Raw genomic sequence first — 16,602 nt, 5'->3', positions numbered from 1 at the left:
CTTCATGCCTTACGGAATTCTTAATTCTGCTCCCGTTTATTTTCTCGTTTTTGCAAGGTGTTTTGCACTGCTTGTAACGCTGCCACTTTTTTCTTCCAGATCAATTCCCGGAGTAGCAAAAGCAACCCTTATTCTTTTTATGGCTGCATTCATCACGCCCTCATTGTCTCTTGCGGAGGGAAATTTTTCTGCCTATGCGTCTTTTATCAAGCCGGACGGTTCCTTTAATCTTATTTACGTAATGCTGGTTGCAGGAGAGGCCCTTATTGGAATAATCATGGGATTTTACGTTCAGATTATTTTTGGTGCTTTCAGTACTGCGGGTCAGTTTTTTGCTTTTCAGATGGGATTTTCTGCCAGTGAAGTTTTTGATTCTCTCAGTCAGGTAGAAAATCCTCTCATGGGACAGTTCCTTAATATGGTTGCAATGCTGGTGTTCCTTCAGAACAGATGGTTCATGAGGCTTGTTACAGGGGGACTTCTTTCCAGCTTTTCTACGCTGAATGCAGTTGATGTAGCAGCGCATACGAATAATCTTGCAAAGTTTATGGCCGGCTCCCTTACTGTACTGTTCAGGAATTCACTTGTAATAGCACTTCCTGTAATGGGAACTCTTTTTTTGATTAATGTTACGATGGGCATTCTGTCTAAGGCTGCTCCTCAGATGAACCTTCTTTCTGAAGGCTTCCCGATAATGATGCTTACATCTTTTTTCATTATTGCGGTTCTCCTGCCGTATCTCGTACAGTTTTTTTCTGAAGCTTTTTACCGCGGATTCAGGGAAATAATCCGTATGATCGGCATTCTCTCCGGAGGTTCTTCATGAGTCAGATAGATCTTCAGTGGTTTGCTGCGGAAGATGAAGGCCGTACTGAGCTTCCTTCGGAACACAGACTTCGTGAAGCCAGAAAAAAAGGCGAGATTGCAAAAAGTACGGAACTGAATGCTGCCGTAGTATGGCTTTTTGCCGTTCTTATGCTTATTATTCTTGCTCCCTGGATGGAAACACAGTTTGAACAGATTCTGATTTATTTTTTTAACAATATAAATTCTGCAAAAATAGATGATCCGAGATTTTATTATATTTTTCTCGTGACGTTTCTTAAAATGGTTCTTCCGTTCTGTGGAATCGGTATTGTTGCCGGAGTTGTAGCGAATGTAGTTCAGAATAAGGGCTGGATGTTTACTCCTTCAAAAATTCAGCCTAAGTTTTCAAACATAGTTCCTCACGTGGGACAGTATTTAAAAAAGACTCTCTTTTCCCTTCAGGGAGTTTTTAATATTTTTAAATCAATATTTAAGGTTGTAATAATAAGTATCATTGCCTTTATGTTCATACGCTCAGATATGGAGGAGACCCTTAATTTTCTTCATACGGGAGGTCCTGCTCTTGCACAGAAACAGGTAGGCAACATGACGGCCAAACTGCTGGTTGTTTCTGCCGTACTTATGGTTGTCATCGGTGTTATTGATTATGTTGTTCAGCGCAGGGAATTCATTGAAAAGCATAAAATGTCAAAGCAGGATGTTAAGGAAGAATTTAAATCCCTGGAAGGAGATCCTGAAACGAAAGCCCGACTTGAGCGAAGCCAGAGGGAAATGCTTACGCAGAATTTGAGGCAGGCTGTACGGGAATCAGATGTTGTAATTACAAACCCTGAACACTATGCAGTTGCCCTCGGATGGAAGAAAGATGTTGCAGATGCTCCTCAGGTAATGGCAAAAGGTGAGGATATGACTGCACAGACTATAAAAAGGATTGCAAGGGAGAATGATATTCCTACGGTAGAAAACAGGCCTCTTGCCCGAGGTCTTTATAATGATACGGCTGTAGGGGATATTATTCCGGTGGATTATCTTAAAGCCATTGCTACGGTTTATGCACAGATAGGTTATATGTCCAGAAACAAATGATTTTTTGCTTAATTAATTTGTGTCTGAAGCTTGTTTTTCAGTTCACAAAATAAAAAAAACAAGTTATTATAGTAAAATCAAAGGCAGGGGGAGCCTTTTTACATATCTTTTCGGGTGGAAATAATGCCGGAACTTCAGGGCTTAAATACAAACAGGCGCAGTGCATTCTCTTTTATCGGCGGAAATATGGTTGCAATACTGATTGTCGTATTCATGATGATCATGTTCATTCCATTGGGCAAGGCAGTAATTGATGTTGCAATGGTTCTTAATATTTCTGCTGCTGTCCTTATTCTCTTAAAGGTTGTTAATACAAAAAGGGCTGCGGATTTTTCAACATTTCCTCAGGTCGTACTTTTTTTTACTCTTTTCGGTCTTTCAATAAATATTTCTTCTACGGTAAATATTCTCAGGAATCCTGTAACCGGGAGCGGAACGAGCCTTCAGTTTCCTGGTCAGAGTGAGATGGTTCAGACTTTTGCAAATATAGTTGCAGGCGACAGTGTAATAATCGGTTTTATAGTTTTTATAATTCTTATACTTGTTCAGATGCTTGTAATTACAAAAGGTGCTGACCGCGTTTCTGAGGTAACGGCAAGGTTTACTCTTGATTCCATGAATACCAAGATGTTTGCCATCCAGCAGCAGCAGAACAGCGGTGCGATTACGGAAGAAGAAGCACAGGCAAAGGTTGCAGGCCTTCAGCAGGAAATTGATTTTTATTCTGCAATGGACGGTTCTTCCAAATTTGTAAGCGGTAACGTTAAATTCGGTATCTTTGTTACGGTAGTCAATCTTATTGGCGGAATGGTGACAGGAATGATTATGGGAAGTCTGAATTTTATGGATGCCCTTAACAGTTATGCAAAGCTTACGATAGGTGACGGACTTATGTCTCAGTTTCCGGCCCTTATGGTTTCTTATGCAACCGGTCTTCTTATAACGAAAAGTACTTCTGAGGATTTCATTGATACTCAGCTTAAAAAGCAGTTTGCCTCTGACGGTAATATTTACATGATTACCGGTACTGTTCTTGTAATCATGGGAATCTTCTTTCATAACGGCTCATCTGTATATCTTGTTCCGATTGGTCTTCTGCTCATATATGTGGGATACAGAATCAATCAGAGTGTCAGGGAAACAAAAATAAAAGAAGCAGCTGCTGCAGCAGAATCAAAAACTTCTGCACAGAAATCTTCAGCTCCTGCGGATATTTCTCCTGCGGTGCTTCCGGATCCTCTTTCTCTTGAACTGGGCTATGCCCTGATTCCTCTTGTTGATAAGGATAAGGGTGCGGAACTTCTTGAGCGTGTAACGAAAATCCGTCGGGAACAGGCTGTTGATCTCGGCCTTGTAGTTCCTCCGATTCATATTGTGGATCAGATGGCTCTTGCGCCGGAAGAATACTGTTTTAAAATAGAAGATGTTCCGGTTGGCGGAAGCAAGCTTAAGCTTGGTTATTACATGTGCCTTAATTCCGGTTCTGTCATGCCTGGTAATGAACTTAAAGGTGAAGCAACGGTTGATCCGGCATTCGGCATGAAGGCAATATGGATTCCTGAAAGCAAGAGGCTTGAAGCAGAAAAGGCAGGCTATGCAGTGATTGATCCTCCTACTATCATTGCAACTCATCTTACAGAAATTATCAGGCGTAATGCAAAAGACATTCTTTCCCGTCAGGGAGTAAAGAATATAATTGAGGAGGTTAAGAAAACTTCTCCTGCTGTAGTAGAGGAAGTAATGGGCGGAAATAATCCGTTTACATACGGAGAAATTGAAGCCGTACTTAAAAACCTTCTTAAAGAACTTGTCAGTATACGTAACATGGTTAAGATTCTTGAAACACTTTCGGATTTCGGAAAGTATACAAAGGATCCCTGGGTTCTTACAGAAAAAGTTAGGGAAGCTTTGGGATCTCAAATTTGTATGCAGTATGTTGATGAAAATTCTACATTGCATGTTCTTCAGCTTTCGTCTGAACTTGCAGAGAGAATATATGAACACAGGGGACAGAGTGAAGGCCGGGAACCGATGGTAGCTTTTGATCCTAATGAAGGACGGCAGTTTATCAGTGCTGTAAGCTCTCAGGTTGCACAGGTCAGGGAACGGAATTATCAGCCGATTATAATCTGTCCTTCCCAGGTACGGGCTTTGGTAAAGTCTGCTACATCACGGGAAATGCCGGGACTTGTTGTTCTTTCAATCGATGAAGTTGTTGCAGCAGGTCCTAATGTAAAAGTTGAAGTTCTTGGAGAAATTGTATGAGTGAAAAATTCGCCAGAGTTTATGAAATAACCGGAAAAAATATTGAAGAATGTAAGAACACTCTGAATGCGAAATATGGTTCAAACTGGGTTCAGTGCGGATGGAAGAAAACTCTTATCGGAGGTTTTCTTGGATTCGGACAGAAAGAAGGCGTAATGATGTCTTACATGCTTAATTCTGAGTATCAGGATTTTTCTAAAGCAGGAAAGGAACCTTCTGTATATAGTTCAAGAATTTCTCAGGCAAAGGCATTGATTGATTATCATAACAACAGAGATTCTCAGTCTGCCTTAAAGGCACCCGGATTTTCCGGTATTCCTGACGGAACCCTTACTTCTATTGCCCAGACTGCAAATCTTACTCAGAAAATAGAGCAGCTTACAAAAGCGGTAAATGAAGGTTTTGGAAATTATGCCAGACGTCCTGAGGCAGTTTCCGAACATTCAACTATTATTTCAATTAAGGAAACTCTTGCAGAAAATGAATTTACCCTTAAGTACATCGACAGCATTATTGAACGGATAAAGAAAACTTTTACGGTGGAAGAACTCTCTGACGAGCAGACTGTCAGGCAGCAGGTTGTCAACTGGATTGGTCAGGATATAAGCGTAGAGTCTGATTCTTATGTTAAGCCTCCGAAAATTATTGTTTTGTGCGGTCCGACAGGTGTTGGAAAAACTACTACCATTGCAAAACTTGCGGCTGCAATTAAACTTCATGCAAAGAAAGAAGAAGCAAGACAGCATCCTGTTCCGGAAATAAGAATTGTTACTACAGATATTACCCGTGTCGGTGCAAAGGAACAGATTGAGCATTGGGCTGCCAGCATGAAACTTACTGTAGAGACGGCGGAAGATCCTGAAACTCTCGGAAATTTTCTCAGGGTGAATAAAGATTCTGCGGATTATATTTTTGTTGATACGGCAGGCTACAGTCCGAAAGACATCAAGAGCATTGCAAACATGGCAGATATTCTTAATGGTTCCGGAATGAACAAGCAGGTTTTCCTTACATTTTCGGCAGGCACAAAACCCCGGGATCTTGAAGAAATTCTGCGAAATTATGAAGTTTTGAATTATAAAAGCGTCATTATAACGAAATTTGACGAGACCTCTTCCGTTGGAGGTATAATAAGCGTTCTTGCGGATAAACATAAATCTATTTCTTATGTGACTTATGGTCAGGATGTTTTCGGTACGATAGAGCGTACGGTACCTGCCAGATTTTTGAAGAGTCTTTCCGGATTTTCAATGGATGATGAATATATTTCAAAGATTGATGCAAAGTTTGGAAAAGAAAATACCGATATATTAATATAGACCGTAAATTTTTCAGGAGTAAATAAATGGAAGAACAGGCAAAAGAACTTCGTGCCCTTTTCGGTACTGACGGTGAATCTGATAAGGAACATAAAACAAGAATCATTGCTATTACAAGCGGTAAGGGTGGTGTAGGAAAGACTAATCTTTCTGTAAATATGGCAATTGCCTATGCCCAGCTTGGTAAGAAAGTTATCCTTATAGACGGTGACCTTGGTATGGCCAACGTTAACGTACTTCTCAGTATAGTACCTCAGTATAATTTGATGCAGGTTCTTAACGGTCAGAAAAAGATGAGTGAAATCATTCTTGATACTGAGTTTGGAATTAAATTCATTGCAGGTGCAAACGGCTTTTCAAAAATCGCAAACCTCAGTAAGGATGAACTTGATAATTTTGCCTCGGAATTTGCTTCTCTTTCAAATGCTGACATAATTATAATTGATACTGGTGCAGGTATAGCCAATAATGTTCTCCAGTTTGTTGCTGCTGCTGATGAGGTTTACGTTGTTACTACTCCTGAGCCTACGGCTATTACGGATGCATACGGTATTATAAAAATCATTACTACTGAACTTGCTGACAGGGATATAAACCTTAAGCTTCTTGTTAATCGTGTTCATTCCGCAGAGGAAGGAAAGCGCATATCTGACAGAATTATCAATATTGTAGGACAGTTCCTTAATTATAAAGTTGAATACATCGGCTTTGTATATGAAGATTCTGTGGTTCAGGCTTCTGTAATCCGTCAGAAACCCTTCATGATCGTTAATCCTACTTCAAAACCGGCTGTGTGCCTTAAGCATATTGTCGGCAGGATTGAAAAGACAGAAGTTGCTTCTGATGCAGGAGTTTCAAATTTCCTCAAAAAATTTCTCGGCGGAAAAAAGAATAAATAACTGACAGTTTTCCATTTTAACTTGACGGTCTCGGTTTTTTGTCTTAATCTTAAAGGGAAGGGGATTTATTGAATGTTTAAGCCTAAAAATGTACTTGTCCCGGCGACAGGTGCCCTTGTGCTTTCTTTTCTGGTAAGTATCATTTCTACAGGTAATTTCGGTTCTTCCCTTTTTAGAGCTTTTCTTTTTTTTCTCCTTTTTGCTGTCTTAGGATTCGGTATTTCTTTTTTGAACGACCGTTTTTTAAGTGTCGGTGATGACTTTACGGCAGGAGGTGGAGAAGAAAGTGTGCCGCGCAGATCTTCCGGCAATGCAGTAGACATTGTTATTGATGATGAAAATCTGACTGATGATGGTGACAGCCCTCGTTTTAACGTGGAGCATAATACCCGGACTTTAGGAGAACGGGATACGGAGGCTCCTTCAAAGGCTTCTTCCGTTTCTCAGCAGGTTTCTGAATCTTCTGCAGAAATGTCTCGTGCTCCGGAAAACTCTGATGTTCCTCAGCAGGAAAATTCCGGTGGTGCTGCAGCAGCAGGCTTTGTTCCTGTTAATCTGGCGGAACCGGCAGGTTCGGGTTCATCACAGAATGTATCCGGAACTTCAGCAGCTGGTGTTCCTGATGCTGCTCCTGTTTCTTCACAACCGGCTCAGTCTTCATCGGGAAAAGTAAATTCTGAGCGGGCTGCACAGATGAAAGAAATTGATGATCTGCCTGACCTTGGTTCTTCGGAAGATGGTTCTGACGGTGAAGAAGGTTTAATAGAAAGCAGTGATTTTGCTTCTCTCGGTGAAAGCACTGAAGAAGAAAAAGTTTCAGTTGTGGATGGAGAAAAAGCAAAGGATCATGATACAGAAACGATGGCAAAAGCAATCAGAACTCTGTTGAAGCGGGAATAAAACTTGTACTTAAAGGGTGTGGAGAATGGAAACTTCATTATTTGAAGAACAGACAGAAGACGAACTTTGGAAAGAGTATAAAAAGACAAAAGCTCCGGCTATCCGTGATAAAATCATCAGGCAGTATATGCCGCTGGTAAAATATGTTGCCGGCAAGGTGTCCACCGGTATGCCTGACAGTGTTGAGTTTGATGATCTTGTAGGATTCGGTCAGTTCGGGCTTCTTGATGCTATAAATAAGTTTGATCCTGATAAAAACGTAAAATTTAAGACTTATGCCGTTACCCGTATAAGGGGTGCCATATTTGACGAACTTAGGGAATTGGACTGGGTGCCGCGTTCAGTAAGGCAGAAATCAAGAGAAATTGAAGATACGATTGTAGAACTTGAAGCACGTCTTGGACGGACTGCATCTGATTCTGAAATTGCACAGGCAATGGGAATGACAGAGAAAGAATACCAGGATGCCGTTATGAAGGTAAGCGGTACAAGTGTACTTTCATTAAACGATGTATGGTATTCCGGTGATGACAGTGAGCATATGTCCCTTGCGGACAGTATTGAATCACCTTCAAGTCTTAATCCTGATGTAATTGTAGAACGTGAAGAAGTTCGCAAGATAATAATTCAGGCAATTAATGAGCTTCCTGAAAATGAAAAAATGGTTATTGTCCTTTACTATCATGAAGACCTTACATTTAAAGAAATAGGTCAGGTTCTTGACGTAAGTGAAAGCCGCATAAGTCAGCTTCATACTAAGGCAAATCTTCGCCTGAGGGCAAAACTTACAAGCATGAGAAAAGGAATTTTCTAAGGAAAACCTATGGTTAATCTGGACCGGCTTCGTCTTGACATGGAAAAACGTCTCGCAAAGGACCGTGAGATTCATACAGTTGAGGTTATGGCAGATACGCTGGATGAATGTCTTGCGGATGCCGCCGTTCAGCTTGAAACAAAGGTTTCAAATCTTGAATATGAAGTTATAGAAAAAGGCTTTTCCGGAATAATGGGCCTTGCAAAAAAGCCCTGGAAAGTCAGTGTATATGAAAATCCAGATGTTGCTGAGCTTAAGAAAAAGCAGACGGAAGAACAGATGTTTGCTGCGGATGAATTTGCTCAGGAAGAAAAAATCGTTGATAAAGACGGTTATTATTACGTACACCGTTTTGCTTCAGGACTGTTCCTTAAAGTTGTAAATCCAGTCGGAAGCGGAAAAAAAGTTTCTGCAAAAGAAGTAATTTCCTCCCTTAAGCGTGCTGATACTATTTCTGTTGAGGAAGATACAGTTAAAAAGCTTTGTGATACGGGAACTGACGGTGAATATAAAGAAGTCGGCGTTTATGAGCATGTTGCTGCAGGTGACGCCATTATGTCTGTTGATATCAGTAAGGATGAGATGCTTGTAACCATTACGGTTTCTCCTCCTGCAGCAGGCGGTTCTGAAATTTCAGAGGAACAGATCAGGCGGTCTATTACTACTCAGGGAGTAGTTGCCGGTGTAGAAGATGATAAAATAAAAGCCTTTATAGATAATCCTGTTTACAACATGCCTTATGAAGTTGCAGCTGCCGTGCAGCCTGTGGACGGACGGGATGCCTATATTGCATATAATTTTGAAACTGACCGCTCCAATCTTAAACTTAAGGAATCTGAGACAGGACAGGTTAACTTTAAGGAACTTAATCTTATCCAGAATGTTGTTGCGGGACAGCCTCTTGCACAGAAAATGCTTCCTCAGCGCGGAAAGGGTGGAAAGACTGTATTCGGACGCTATCTTGAGGCTAAGAACGGTAAGGATATGGCAATTCCTCTTGGCCAGAATGTTAAGCTTGACTCGGACGGAAGAACTGTAATTGCAGAAAAGAACGGACAGGTAATGCTTGTTAACGGCAAGATTACTGTTGAGGAAGTATATGAGGTTCAGGGTGTAAACCTTAAGACTGGAAACATTACCTTTATGGGAACCGTTATATGCCGCGGAAATGTTGAGGACGGTTTTGACATTAAGGCTGACGGAAATATTGAAGTTTACGGTTCTGTCGGAAACTGTCATCTTGAAGCTGAGGGAGATATCGTCATTTCTCAGGGAATCATGGGACGTGACGAGGGAACCGTTACTACACCTAAGTCTGTATGGGCAAGATTCATTCAGAATGCAAAGGTAAAGGCTGGTGATTATATTGTTGTAAATGACAACATCATGAACAGTGAAGTTTCTGCAATGAAAAAAATCCTTGTTCGCGGAAAGCGTGCTCAGATTATAGGCGGTCATCTTTTTGCGACGGAAGAAATTTCTGCAAAAAATATCGGCTCTCCGGGTGGTGGAACTGAAACTGTCCTTGAAGTCGGATTTGATCCTGAGAAAAAGCAGCGTCTTATGGAATTGACGGAAATGCAGTCAAACCTTATGAAACAACTTGAAGACGTTGATCTTAATATTGCTACTCTTGAAAATCAGAAAGAGATACGCCGTTCCCTTCCGAGAGAAAAGGAAGAAAGCCTTGTTAATCTCCGTAAACAGAAAGAAGAAATTACGGAACAGAGCAATGACATGACGAAGGAAATTACTGAGATTCAGGAACGTCTCCGTGAGCTTCGTGTCGTCGGAAAGGTTAATGCCAGCGGTACTGTATATGCCGGAACAAAGATTTTTGTCCGGGATGAAAAAGATGAAGTTAAGACAGATGTAAAAGCCTGTTCTTTCTATTTTGAAGATGGATTTGTTCGTCGCGGTAAATTTGATGCAACCCAGGTAACTCAGGAAGTGGAGGGTCCTAGTGGCTATACAACCGATTGATCTTTCGACAATGTATTCTCAAATGGATAATGTTGCCCGTATTTCTTCCGGACAGACTCATGCAGAGGCTGCGTCTACTTATGCGAGTCTTGAACGTTCTCAGCAGCTGGAAATGCAGAAGTCTGAAAATGTAAATGAAGTTAATAAAAACGAAGGCGAAGGGGCAAGGGTAAAGAGTGACGGAAGGAATTCTTCTGAAGATAAGGAAGAATCTGACAAGAAAAAAGATGATGAGAAGCAGGAAGAAACTTCAAAAACAACTTTTCAGCTGAAGGATCCCAGAAGGGGCCGGCTTATTGATATAACGGGGTAAAAATAATGTCTGTTGCGGCTACTTTGCTGTTTATCCTCATATGTATAAATGTGATTCTCTGGTTTGTGTTTCTGGCCAGGTTCAGGAAAATTTTTTCCACTGATGAAATAATTGCCCGTACACAGAATCATCTTAATGCAATGCTTAAGGATATAAATGTTAATGCAAGCAGAAATCTTGAACTTCTCGAAGATAAAATCCGTCAGGTAAAGTCTGTTGCCGCAGAGACGGAGCGTAAGATTGAGGAACTGAAAGTCGGGTTAAAAAATGCTTCGGAGGTCAGGGCGGTAGAAAAAAAACTTTCTGAAGGATTAAAAAAGACCCGCTCTGAACACCGTGGTGAAGGGCATTCTGAAAATAATGCGACCCTTACTTCCCGATATGAGAAGAATTTTCAGCAGAAGGAATTGTTTTCTGAAAAAACTGACGGGCAGGATGCTTCCCCGGTCAGAATAAGCTATGCAGAAAACCTGATCGTACCGAAAAAAGATTTTGCAGACAGGGTCAGGGAATATAACGAAAAGGGCTATCAGCCTGATGCCATTGCCAGGGAACTGGAGTGCAGCGTTCAGGAAGTCCGCCTCGTTCTGGAATTCGGTATTTAAAAATTTCTTTAACTTCCGTATTGATACTTTTTTCCTTTCCACTTGAAATTTGAAAAAAGCGGACTTATAATTTGTACTATGGTAAATAGTAAGTTCAAAAAATCACGGTTTGGAACTCTTTCCGATGGAAAAAAAGTTCACATTTATACGGTCTCAAACGGTAAAATGAGTTTTTCTGCTACGGATTTCGGATGCACCGTTACAAGCATTCTTATTCCTGGAAAAGATGGTTTTAAGAAAGATGTCGTACTCGGGCATTCAACTCTCGCAGGATATGTAAACGATAATTCATGTTTTGGAACTGCAGTCGGACGTTTTGCCAACAGAATCGGAGGCGGTTCTTTTTCTATTGGCGGAAGACTCTACGAGCTTGATAAAAATGACAGCGGTGTAAACTGTCTTCACGGCGGATTTGACCGTTATGAAAAGAAAGTCTGGAAGGCTTCTAAAATTAAGACTGAACATGGAATCGGTATTGAATTCAGCCGGTTTTCTCCTGATGGGGAACAGGGCTTCCCGGGTAATGCCCAGCTTCGTGTCATTTATACTTTGAATGACGAAAATGAACTGACATTTGAATATTTTGTAAAAACTGACAGTCCGACGCCTGTAAATCTGACTAATCATTCATATTTTAATCTTGACGGCAGGGGTACCGTCGAAAATCATTTCCTTAAATTGAATTCTTCTGCATATCTTGAAGTTAATGACACTCTTGTTCCTACCGGTAAGAAAATCAGTGTTGATGAAGACAGTGATTTTGATTTCAGGGAATTCAAGCGTATCGGTCAGGACATAAAGAATGTAGGCCGCGGATATGATCATGCTTTTATGGTTGACGGCTGGGGTGATGGAAAACTTCATAAAATTGCAGTGATGAAAAGTGAAGAAACGGGTATTTCAATGACTGTTTCTACTACACAGCCTGCTGCCCAGGTATATACTGCAAACTTCCTTGAAGGAACTGTAGGTAAGTTTGGACGCGTGTATCATAATCATGATGCACTTTGCATAGAAACGGAAGGATATCCGGATGCACCTAATCACGCTGATTTTCCGGATTGTATAGTTACACCTGAGAAACCGTATCATGAAGTTTCGGTTTACAGGTTTGATTTCAGTTAAGTTGTATAATTATTAATACGGAAGGTTTTTCTGTAATAATTCATTATAAAATCACTACAAAAGAGGTTAAGATGGACGTCCAGTTACAAGAATTGATCGACAAGATCAAAAAAGACGGTGTTGCCAGTGCTGAATCTTCTGCTCAGAAAATTATTGAAGAAGCAGAAAAAAAAGCTGCTTCCATTGTAAAAGAAGCGGAAGCAAAAGCTGACGGCATTATTAAAGCAGCTAAATCTGAAACAGAGCGGATGGAAAAGGCCAGTGAGGATGCAATTACTCAGGCAGGCCGTAATCTGATTATCTCTTTCAGGGATGGCATCAACAGAGAACTTTCTGCTTTGGTCAGTGCAGAAACGGCAAAAGTTTATGACAAGGATCTTCTCAAGAAACTTATTCCTGAGACAGTAAAGGCGTGGGCTGCCAATCCTGATACAAATGAACTTTCAGTGCTTCTTCCTTCAAAAGAACTTAAGGCTCTTGAGACAGGATTACGCACGGCTCTTAAATCTCAGATTTCAAAAGGGCTTGAAATAAAAGGCGATTCAAGTCTTTCATCAGGATTCAGAATCGGTACAAAAAACGGCAGTGCATTCTATGATTTCAGCGCAGATGAAGTTGCCGGACTTTTCAGTGCTTATCTTAATCCAAAAACTACAGAACTTATGAAAAATGCAGCTTCTTCAATAAGCGGAACTTCTGTTCCTGCAGAAGAAAAAGAAGATTCTGTTAAGGCTGCCGCAGAAAAGAAACCTGCTGCAAAAAAGGCTCCGGCAAAGGCACCTGCTAAGGCTGCCTCTAAGAAAACTGGTGCCGCTAAGAAAGCATCGGCAAAGGAAAAGAAATAGTGGAACATCTCTATTACCTTGTAGCCCAGCTTCCATCGTTCTCTGTAACAGACGACAGTTCTGCAAAACTGCCTATTACTACGGAGTATTACAAGGATCTGTGCAGCCGCTTTATGTCTGCGGAAAGCAGCCGTATTGCAGCAGGCCTTACCCTTGAACCTCCTCTGGAACAGGAAACTACAGGCTCGGCTTTTCTTGATGCATGGTACACCAGGGAAAGAAACCTTCGTCTTGCTCTTGCTCAGCTTCGTGCCCTGAAAATGAAAAAAGAAGCCAAAAATCTGCCGCTTACCAGCGACGGAGAAGTTATTCAGGCAGCACGTACCGCAACAGGAATGGACAGCCCTTTAAGTGCTGAACAGTTTTTGAATCAGTACAGAATGGCTCTCCTTGATAAAATTGCACCTCTTGATATTTTTTCAGCTGATGCAGTTTATTGTTACGGACTTAAGCTTATGCTTGCAGAACGGATGAAGAAGTTTAATCGGGATGAAGGTTTGGCTTCTTACCATAAAATCTATGATGAGATTCTTGGAGAAAAGAAATGACAGATACAAAAGGCAAAGTAGTTGCTGTAAACGGAAACATGGTTTCTGTTGAATTCGACGGTAAGGTATCTCTCAATGAAGTAGGCTACGTAAAAGTTGACGGTAAAAGCCTGAAGGGAGAGGTTATCCGTATCCGTGGAAATACAGCACAGATGCAGATTTATGAAATGACAAACGGTATTTCAACTGACTGTACGGTTGAATTTACCGGTGACCTTCTCAGCGTAGAAGTTGGTCCTGGTCTTCTTGGACAGGTATATGACGGACTTCAGAATCCTCTTCCTCTCCTTGCAGAACATTCAGGTTACTTCCTTGAGCGCGGTGTTTATCTTCCTGCCCTTGATGAAAACAAAAAATGGGAATTCACTCCGACTGCAAAAGAAGGTGCAAAAGTTATGGCTGGTGATGCCGTTGGAACTGTTCCGGAAGGACCTTTTACTCATAAGATTCAGGTTCCATACGGATTCCTCGGTACATACACTATAAAAAAGATTGTAAAGGCCGGAAGCTATAAGATTCATGATACTATTGCAACTCTTGTTGACGAAAAGGGCAAGAGCCATGATATCTGCATGTCTTTCAAATGGCCTGTAAAGCGTGCCGTAAACTGCTATGCAGAACGTCTCATGCCTAAAGAACCGATGGTAACAAAAGTTCGTCTTATCGATACTTTCTTCCCGGTTGCAAAAGGCGGTACATATTGTATTCCAGGACCTTTCGGTGCCGGAAAAACTGTTCTTCAGCATACAACATCACGAAATGCGGACGTTGATATCGTAATTATTGCAGCCTGTGGTGAGCGTGCAGGTGAAGTAGTAGAAACTCTTACAGAATTCCCTGAACTTAAGGACCCTCGTACCGGTCGTTCACTTATGGAGCGTACGATTATCATCTGTAATACTTCTTCAATGCCGGTTGCTTCCCGTGAAGCTTCATGTTATACGGGCGTTACCCTTGCTGAGTATTACCGTCAGATGGGTCTTCATGTTCTTCTTCTTGCTGACTCAACTTCCCGCTGGGCTCAGGCCATGCGTGAAATGTCGGGACGTCTTGAAGAGATTCCTGGAGAAGAAGCATTCCCTGCATACCTTGAATCTACAATCGCTTCATTCTATGAACGCGCAGGTATCGTAAAACTCCGCGATGGTGAGACCGGTTCCGTAACAATCGGCGGTACAGTTTCTCCTGCAGGCGGTAACTTTGAAGAACCTGTAACTCAGGCAACTTTGAAGGTTGTCGGTGCATTCCATGGACTTTCCCGCGAACGTTCTGATGCCCGCCGTTATCCTTCAATTGATCCTCTGGATTCATGGTCAAAGTATCATTCTGTAATTAAGGCTGAACTCGTTGAATATGCCCGTTCCGTATATCGCCGCGGTGCTGAGGTAAACAGCATGATGAAAGTTGTCGGTGAAGAAGGAACAAGTCTTGAAGACTTCATTACATACCTTAAGAGTGAATTCCTTGATGCTGTTTACATGCAGCAGGATTCTTTTGATGAAACTGAAGGTGCAACTTCAATTGAGCGTCAGAAATATGTATTTGGAAAAGTTATTGAGATTCTTGGTTCATCTTTCTCTGTAAAAGAAAAAGATGAGGCACGTACGTTCTTTAACCAGCTCCGTCAGAACTTTATTGATATGAACTATAAGGTTTTCCAGAGCGCAGAGTTTAAGGCAGCAGAAAAGAACCTCGATAAAACGCTTAAGGATCATGGCACTGAATTGGGAGAAGAAGTAAAGGCTCTTCTCAAGGACGGTGAGTAATGAATAAAGTATACAGCAAAATAGAAAGCATTAACGGTAGCGTTATCACTGTTCGTGCAAAGGGCGTAAAGCTTAATGAACTGGCAGAAATCACTACCCGTTTCGGAAAATCACTTGCCGAAGTAAATAAAATCGACGGTGACCTGGTTTCACTTCAGGTATTTGCGGGAGGACGCGGTGTCGCAACAAATGACCAGATCCGCTTCCTCGGTCATGATATGAGGGTTTCATTCAGTGATAATCTTCTCGGCCGTATCTTTAACGGTTCGGCAGAGCCGCGTGATCACGGTCCTTCACTTGCAGAAAATCTTGTACCTATCGGAGGTCCTTCTGTAAACCCTGCAAAACGTATCAATCCTAACCGCATGATGCGTACAAACATTCCGATGATTGATGTATTCAATACACTGGTTGTTTCGCAGAAGATTCCTATTTTCTCTATTTCAGGAGAACCTTACAACCAGCTTCTTGCACGTATTGCCATGCAGGCTCAGGCTGATGTAATCGTTCTCGGAGGAATGGGTCTTAAATATGACGATTACCTTTATTTCAAGAACACTCTTGAAGAGGGCGGTGCTCTTTCTAAGACCGTTATGTTCGTTCATACTTCCGCTGACCCGACTGTAGAATGTATTAAGATTCCTGATCTTTCACTTGCAGTTGCAGAACAGTTTGCCCTTCAGGGAAAAGACGTACTTGTTCTTCTTACTGACATGACGAACTTTGCAGACTCGATGAAGGAAATTGCCATCACGCAGGAACAGGTTCCGTCTAACCGCGGTTATCCTGGAGACTTGTATTCACAGCTTGCATCACGTTATGAAAAGGCTGTTGACTTTGCGGATCAGGGATCAATTACTGTACTTGCCGTTACCACAATGCCTGGTGATGATGTTACTCACCCGGTACCTGATAACACCGGATATATTACGGAAGGTCAGTATTACCTTAAGGGTGGACGTATTGAACCGTTCGGTTCTCTGTCCCGTCTTAAGCAGCAGGTTAACTCTAAGACCCGTAAAGACCACCGTGCCCTTATGGATGCTATGATTCGTCTTTATGCACAGTACAAGGATACTCTTGAAAAGAAATCAATGGGTTTCAATATGTCTGCATGGGATGAAAAGCTTCTTAAATATGGTGAAATGTTTGAAGCTCAGATGATGGATCTTTCCGTAAATGTTCCTCTTGAAGAAGCTTTGGATAACGGATGGAAAATCCTTGCAAACTGCTTTGATAAGCAGGAAACAGGTTTGAAGACTGAACTTATTGATACGTTCTGGCCTAAGAACTAACTGTAGATGAG

14 protein-coding genes and 1 pseudogene are annotated in these 16,602 nt (G+C 41.5%); all 15 read left to right on the top strand.

Annotated elements, in window-relative coordinates; all coding sequences use genetic code 11:
* The first annotated feature begins 4 nt into the window (after positions 1 to 4).
* Entirely contained in the window at positions 5 to 826 is an 822-nt protein-coding gene (gene fliR, locus HNP77_RS04090) for a flagellar biosynthetic protein FliR (RefSeq protein WP_184651878.1), read from the top strand.
* Entirely contained in the window at positions 823 to 1,914 is a 1,092-nt protein-coding gene (locus HNP77_RS04085) for an EscU/YscU/HrcU family type III secretion system export apparatus switch protein (protein WP_184651877.1), read from the top strand. The genes fliR and HNP77_RS04085 overlap by 4 nt, the downstream gene beginning before the upstream one ends.
* 123 nt (positions 1,915 to 2,037) lie before the next feature.
* Positions 2,038 to 4,179, top strand: a complete 2,142-nt coding sequence (locus HNP77_RS04080; protein WP_184651876.1) for a flagellar biosynthesis protein FlhA — start codon at positions 2,038 to 2,040, stop codon at positions 4,177 to 4,179.
* Positions 4,176 to 5,498, top strand: a complete 1,323-nt coding sequence (locus HNP77_RS04075; RefSeq protein WP_184651875.1) for a flagellar biosynthesis protein FlhF — start codon at positions 4,176 to 4,178, stop codon at positions 5,496 to 5,498. Before HNP77_RS04080 ends, HNP77_RS04075 begins: the two co-directional genes overlap by 4 nt.
* A 26-nt stretch (positions 5,499 to 5,524) precedes the next feature.
* Entirely contained in the window at positions 5,525 to 6,397 is an 873-nt protein-coding gene (locus tag HNP77_RS04070) for a MinD/ParA family protein (RefSeq protein ID WP_184651874.1), read from the top strand.
* A gap of 72 nt (positions 6,398 to 6,469) precedes the next feature.
* Positions 6,470 to 7,297, top strand: a complete 828-nt coding sequence (locus tag HNP77_RS04065; RefSeq protein ID WP_184651873.1) for a hypothetical protein — start codon at positions 6,470 to 6,472, stop codon at positions 7,295 to 7,297.
* A 25-nt stretch (positions 7,298 to 7,322) separates the two neighbouring features.
* Complete coding sequence (whiG, locus tag HNP77_RS04060; protein ID WP_184651872.1) at positions 7,323 to 8,111, top strand: RNA polymerase sigma factor WhiG; 789 nt, start codon at positions 7,323 to 7,325, stop codon at positions 8,109 to 8,111.
* Between the two features lie 9 nt (positions 8,112 to 8,120).
* A complete protein-coding gene (locus HNP77_RS04055) occupies positions 8,121 to 10,094 on the top strand; it encodes a FapA family protein (protein ID WP_184651871.1) in 1,974 nt (657 codons plus the stop codon).
* Entirely contained in the window at positions 10,075 to 10,407 is a 333-nt protein-coding gene (locus HNP77_RS04050) for a hypothetical protein (protein WP_184651870.1), read from the top strand. Before HNP77_RS04055 ends, HNP77_RS04050 begins: the two co-directional genes overlap by 20 nt.
* A 5-nt stretch (positions 10,408 to 10,412) precedes the next feature.
* On the top strand, positions 10,413 to 11,012 hold the full coding sequence (locus HNP77_RS04045) for a hypothetical protein (protein WP_184651869.1): 600 nt from the start codon (positions 10,413 to 10,415) through the stop codon (positions 11,010 to 11,012).
* A gap of 78 nt (positions 11,013 to 11,090) precedes the next feature.
* The gene (locus tag HNP77_RS04040; RefSeq protein WP_184651868.1) at positions 11,091 to 12,137 is read left to right on the top strand and encodes an aldose epimerase family protein; all 1,047 of its coding nucleotides are present in this window, start codon (positions 11,091 to 11,093) and stop codon (positions 12,135 to 12,137) included.
* A 71-nt stretch (positions 12,138 to 12,208) separates the two neighbouring features.
* A pseudogene (locus HNP77_RS04035) lies at positions 12,209 to 12,823 on the top strand (V-type ATP synthase subunit E); the annotation flags it as partial.
* 158 nt (positions 12,824 to 12,981) lie between these two features.
* Positions 12,982 to 13,530: a DUF2764 family protein gene (locus HNP77_RS04030; RefSeq protein WP_184651866.1), complete on the top strand. Its 549-nt coding sequence runs from the start codon at positions 12,982 to 12,984 to the stop codon at positions 13,528 to 13,530.
* A complete protein-coding gene (locus tag HNP77_RS04025; protein ID WP_184651865.1) occupies positions 13,527 to 15,296 on the top strand; it encodes a V-type ATP synthase subunit A in 1,770 nt (589 codons plus the stop codon). Before HNP77_RS04030 ends, HNP77_RS04025 begins: the two co-directional genes overlap by 4 nt.
* On the top strand, positions 15,296 to 16,591 hold the full coding sequence (locus HNP77_RS04020; protein WP_184651864.1) for a V-type ATP synthase subunit B: 1,296 nt from the start codon (positions 15,296 to 15,298) through the stop codon (positions 16,589 to 16,591). Before HNP77_RS04025 ends, HNP77_RS04020 begins: the two co-directional genes overlap by 1 nt.
* Positions 16,592 to 16,602: the final 11 nt, after the last annotated feature.

This window comes from Treponema rectale (genome assembly GCF_014202035.1).
Lineage (GTDB): Bacteria > Spirochaetota > Spirochaetia > Treponematales > Treponemataceae > Treponema_D > Treponema_D rectale.
The sequence above is the reverse complement of the archived record's forward strand: the minus strand, read 5'-3'. Positions and strand labels throughout refer to the sequence as shown.